5 protein-coding genes and 1 pseudogene are annotated in these 5,028 nt (G+C 35.0%); 5 read left to right on the forward strand and 1 reads right to left on the reverse strand.

Annotated elements, in window-relative coordinates; genetic code table 11:
- Both AC1DJR_RS18690 and spx read left to right on the forward strand, forming a co-directional pair.
- Positions 1–208 (forward strand): hypothetical protein (locus AC1DJR_RS18690; protein WP_477003221.1); only part of this gene is annotated, 208 nt, incomplete at its 5' end.
- Positions 209–256: 48 nt separating this feature from the next.
- Complete coding sequence (gene spx / locus AC1DJR_RS18695; RefSeq protein WP_002011348.1) at positions 257–652, forward strand: transcriptional regulator Spx; 396 nt, start codon at positions 257–259, stop codon at positions 650–652.
- A gap of 50 nt (positions 653–702) precedes the next feature.
- On the opposite strand, the pseudogene AC1DJR_RS18700 reads toward spx, so the two are convergent.
- Positions 703–1,174, reverse strand: a pseudogene (locus tag AC1DJR_RS18700) (TerC family protein).
- Between the two features lie 436 nt (positions 1,175–1,610).
- Here AC1DJR_RS18700 and mecA point away from each other — a divergent pair.
- The 3 genes from mecA to AC1DJR_RS18715 all read left to right on the forward strand — a co-directional run.
- A complete protein-coding gene (mecA, locus tag AC1DJR_RS18705) occupies positions 1,611–2,294 on the forward strand; it encodes an adaptor protein MecA (protein ID WP_002011351.1) in 684 nt (227 codons plus the stop codon).
- 72 nt (positions 2,295–2,366) lie between these two features.
- The gene (locus AC1DJR_RS18710) at positions 2,367–3,911 is read left to right on the forward strand and encodes a cardiolipin synthase (RefSeq protein ID WP_429687353.1); all 1,545 of its coding nucleotides are present in this window, start codon (positions 2,367–2,369) and stop codon (positions 3,909–3,911) included.
- A gap of 91 nt (positions 3,912–4,002) precedes the next feature.
- Positions 4,003–5,028 (forward strand): competence protein CoiA (locus AC1DJR_RS18715; RefSeq protein ID WP_477003222.1); only part of this gene is annotated, 1,026 nt, incomplete at its 3' end.

The following is a 5,028-nucleotide window of genomic DNA, read 5'->3' on the forward strand; positions in this document are numbered from 1 at the left end:
GAGTATAATCATGTTGCATAGCAGTGGAGTACACGGAGAAATTTTCTCAACTAGCAGTAAATTCACTGTATATTTCTTGCAAAAACTATTGTATAATGATTATAGAAGTTACTTATTAAAAGTAATTATTGTTGCTTACATGAATTGCGATTTTTTACTTTGCTATAAGACAAGTTATCGCGAAAAATTGCGGAAGTTAGAAATTTAAACTGTAATTAGTACAGAATTTGTACTCTTTAAGGAGAGTGAGCTTTGTATGGTAACATTATATAGTTCTCCAAGCTGTACGTCTTGTAGAAAGGCGAAATTATGGCTAGAGGAAAATCATATTCCTTATACAGAACGTAATATTTTCTCAGATCCATTAACGATTGATGAGATTAAAGAGATTTTACGTATGACAGAAAGCGGAACGGATGAGATTATTTCTACTCGTTCAAAAGTTTTCCAAGAATTGAATGTGAACTTAGAGTCTTTACCACTTCAAGATTTATATAAGATGATTCGTGACTATCCAGGTATTTTACGTCGTCCAATTATGATTGACGAAAAACGCCTTCAAGTAGGTTACAACGAAGATGAAATCCGTCGTTTCTTACCACGTACAGTAAGAACGTTCCAATTACGTGAAGCACAGCGTCTTGTAAATTAATTATAATAATATGAAAACCTTCTACCTATTATAGAGTAGAAGGTTTTTTTTTACTGTTTAACATTACGTAATCGCACTTGTTGAACGATAAAGCCTATGCATAAAATGGTGAAAATGAACAAATAAGGGATACTTGTGGCAAAACTAGGATTATGATGAAAAAACGTTGCAAGTCTGTCTTCATGTGGCGAATACAATTGTACGCACAGCTTGGAATAAAGTCGTTTTTCCTTTGATAGAAGAAAGATCGTTGTTATTATCAGTGAGTAAATTGACCGCAATTAATGTGAGTAAAATTCCGCCGGTGAGTTGTAAAAATGGGATATCAAGTAAATAGACAGCTAGTATCGTGAGGAGAATTCGTAGCACAATTGCTAACATAGTACCAATCAAAATGGCTTTATTTCGTTTTGCTTCAGGTAAATTTCGGCTAGCTAGTGCGATGACAATTGCGTTATCGCCACCTAGTACAACATCGATACCGACAATCATTAGTACAGATGTTAAAAACTCTAAGTCCATTCGTCTGCCTCCATTTAAGATGTTTTAATAAGCGAAATATATGTATGTGGTGAAGAAAGTTTGTCTAGTTTTGATCCCGCGCTCCCAGGGACAAAATAATCCACCTCTAATAGAAGTTTCACTTTATTACAGTGTACGAGGGAATATGGGAATGTATGTCCAAATTTTTTGCGAGCAGTGAATTGGTATAATGGTATATTTATTCCGATTGGTGCGATCTAATAATCAGTGGAGGATGAAAAAATACTGATTATTGTTTCACTTTATGTAAAAAGTCGAATACAGATAGGTATATAACTATTTTTGTAAAATAAATCGATTTTATTTCCCTTCTGGAGAATCTTATCATAAAATGAGAGTACAAGAATCTATTGTTTTGTCATATGAGTGGGGAATCCCTTCATAACAATTCTAAGCAGGAAGGGAGCGTTGTATTTTGGATATTGAAAGAATTAATGACCATACGATGAAATTTTTTATTACGTACATTGATATAGAGGACAGAGGGTTTAATCGTGAAGAAATTTGGTATGATCGCGAACGAAGTGAAGAGCTCTTTTGGGAGATGATGGACGAAGCTCGTGATCATGATGATTTCTTTATCGATGGGCCGTTATGGATCCAAGTGCAAGCAGTCGATAAAGGGATTGAAGTACTTGTAACGAAAGCGGAGCTTTCAAAGGATGGACAAAAGCTGGAACTACCAATAGGTGTAGACAAAATTATAGACATTCCTCTAGATGAAGGCATCGAATCATTATTCCAGCAAGAATTAGTGGAAGAGGTAGAAGAACAAGTAGGAACAAACTTTAATGAAGATGGTACGTTTGGCTTTTTAATTAAGTTTAATGATTTTGAAGATGTCATTTCATTAAGTCATCGTCTTATCTTTGAAGATATAAAAGATGAATTGCATTCATTTGAGGACCGCTATTATGTATATGTGGAATTCGATGAAGTGCTACATGATGAAGAAGAAATTGATCGTATTTTAAGTATTGTTTTAGAATATGGAGAAGAATCTACTTTAACGATTCACCGTGTAAGTGAGTATGGGAAACAGGTTGTGAAAGAGCGTGCACTTGAGACAATTCGCAACAATTTCCCTCCTAAAATGTAGGCCGATTTCTATAGTATGAAATCGGCTTTTTTTATGAAGAATAGGAAGGCTTTCTTATTTAGGGGGTAAGAGATGAAAAATACACTAAAACTACTTTTCTTTTTTCTACTATTGTTCGCATTATTTGTTTCGTTACGTATGTTTATTGATGTAGCATTTTATTCGGATGTAATTGGGATAAAAGATGTTTCGATTTTAGGTATTATTAGTATTTTATTTACGGTTTCCGCATTTTTAATTGGATGTGTTATTTTCTTAGAAAACCGCCATCCGTCAAAAACACTTACGTGGTTAATCGTACTAGGTATTTTTCCAGTGTTCGGTTTCTTTGCTTATCTTTTATTTGGACAAAATTTTCGCAGAAAAAGAATGTTCCAAAAGAAGGCATTACTCGATGAACAGGCGTTTTTACAATATAAGGGACACGAAGATTACGAAGAACGGATTTTACGAAATCATAAGCATCAAGAATTGTTATTTCGTTTAGCAGATCGACTAGGTGCTTTAAATATTTCATTTCAAACTGAAACGAGGACATTAACAAATGGAGACGAAACGTTTCAGGCAATTTTAGATGGGTTAAATCGAGCGAAACACCACATTCATATGGAGTATTACATTGTGCGTGATGACAAGCTCGGTACAGAAATTAAAGATATTTTAATAAAGAAATCAAAAGAAGGCGTTGTCGTTCGGTTTTTATACGACGCGGTTGGAAGTTTTAAATTATCAAATTCGTATATTGCAGAATTGAATGATGCAGGAGTAGAAATGATTCCATTTTTCCCTGTGCGCTTTCCAATTTTAAACGATAAAATTAATTATCGAAACCACCGAAAAATCGTTATTATAGATGGAAATGARGGGTTTGTAGGTGGATTAAATATTGGTGATGAGTATTTAGGGAAGGATAAATATTTCGGTTTTTGGCGAGACACGCATTTATATTTACGCGGTGAAGCAGTTCAAAGTTTACAGCTAATTTTCCTTCAAGACTGGTTTTATATGACTGGTGAGGCTGTATTAGCACCTGAATATTTACAAGCGGAAGCAGTTGAGGGTGATCATTGGGGCGGAGTCCAACTTGTTGGAGGTGGACCGGATAATAAATGGGAAACAATTAAACATTTATATTTTGCAATGATTGCTTCAGCTAGGAAATCGATTTGGATTGCAACACCATACTTTATTCCAGATGATGATATTTTATCTGCATTAAAAGTAGCTGCACTTGCTGGTATTGATGTTCGTTTGTTAATGCCAAGTAAGCCAGATAAGCGGACTGTCTTTTATGCATCAAGATCGTACTTTCCGGAGTTATTAGATGCAGGAGTAAAAATATATGAATATGAAAAAGGTTTTCTTCATAGTAAAGTTGTCATCGTGGATTCTGATCTCGCATCAATTGGGACAGCTAATATGGATATGAGAAGTTTTCATTTAAACTTTGAAGTAAATGCCTTTTTATATGATACAGGTAGCATTCGAAAGCTCGTTCAAGATTTTAAAGACGATTTAGAAGAATCCAGTGAAATTCATGTTGACCGATTTCATAAGAGACGTCTTCATAGGCGGATTGTTGAATCGACGTATCGGTTATTATCACCTTTATTATAGAAAGAGATGTCCTAATTTAGGACATCTCTTTTTTTGAGAGGAATTTGTAGTAAATTGTAGAATACAAGAAGTTGAAAGGGTGTGATGGTGGATGTTTATTGCAAGGAGAGAAAACGGAGAGAAAATTCATCTATTATATAACCGGGATGAAGAACGTTTACGCGAAATGCGTAAACGAGAAAAATTCTTTTGTACAGCTTGCGGAAAAGAAGTGCAAATGAAATTAGGAACACAAAAGAGCTGGCATTTTGCTCATAAGAAAGTGGATTCATGTCTTACCTTTTATGAAGCAGAATCTATGTATCATATGCAMGGTAAAGAATTGTTATATAGATGGTTGAAACGTCAAAATTTTCATGTGGATATAGAGCATTACCTTCCAAAAATCCAGCAAAGACCAGATGTTTTCGTAGAGAGAGCAGGTAGGGAAATTGCGATTGAATATCAATGCGCCAATCTCTCCATAGAACAGCTTTCTAAACGAACATACTCGTATTGGCAAGCTGGTATACAGGTCATCTGGATCATTGGTGGAAATCAATTAAAAAAGCAATCTGCATATTGGATGAAATTTTCCTCACTTCTGGCTTTCTCCTTACAATCTTATCCTCAGCCATTTCTTATTTTCTTCTGTCCGAAACAAAAATCGTGTATGAAATGCGCATTTATCACTCCGTTTTCTACAAATGTCTCTTTCTCACATACTATTTATTTACCAACTGATACGACTACTGTTGACATGCTCTTTTCCTCTGTTCCTTTCCAAAAAGAGGTATTAGGACAAGAATGGAAGAGAAAAAAGAACCATTTTCGGCAAAACGCTCTATCTATCTGGAATTATAATCATAAGTCACTACTCCGCCTCTTATATCAATATAAATGTACCCCAGCGAGCTTTCCTTCTGAAATCGGTGTTCCGCTCCCATCCGCGTTTGCTTTTCAAACAAATCCATTTACATGGCAAGCTTTTCTATACATGAAGTGTATAGGTGAGCTTGCGGTAGGGAATTGTATTTCCCTTCAATATGTGTGTAGTTATGTAAAAAAAAATACGAAAATGCGCTTACTTCCGTACTTTTCACAACATATATGGAAAGTAGCGGTTACTGAATATATG

The sequence above is a fragment of the Bacillus sp. 05T31 genome, assembly GCF_056396725.1.

What these genes read in the sequence shown, in the direction of transcription:
- spx (WP_002011348.1), top strand. Translation starts at nt 257, where the DNA reads ATGGTAACATTATATAGTTCTCCAAGCTGTACGTCTTGTAGAAAGGCG.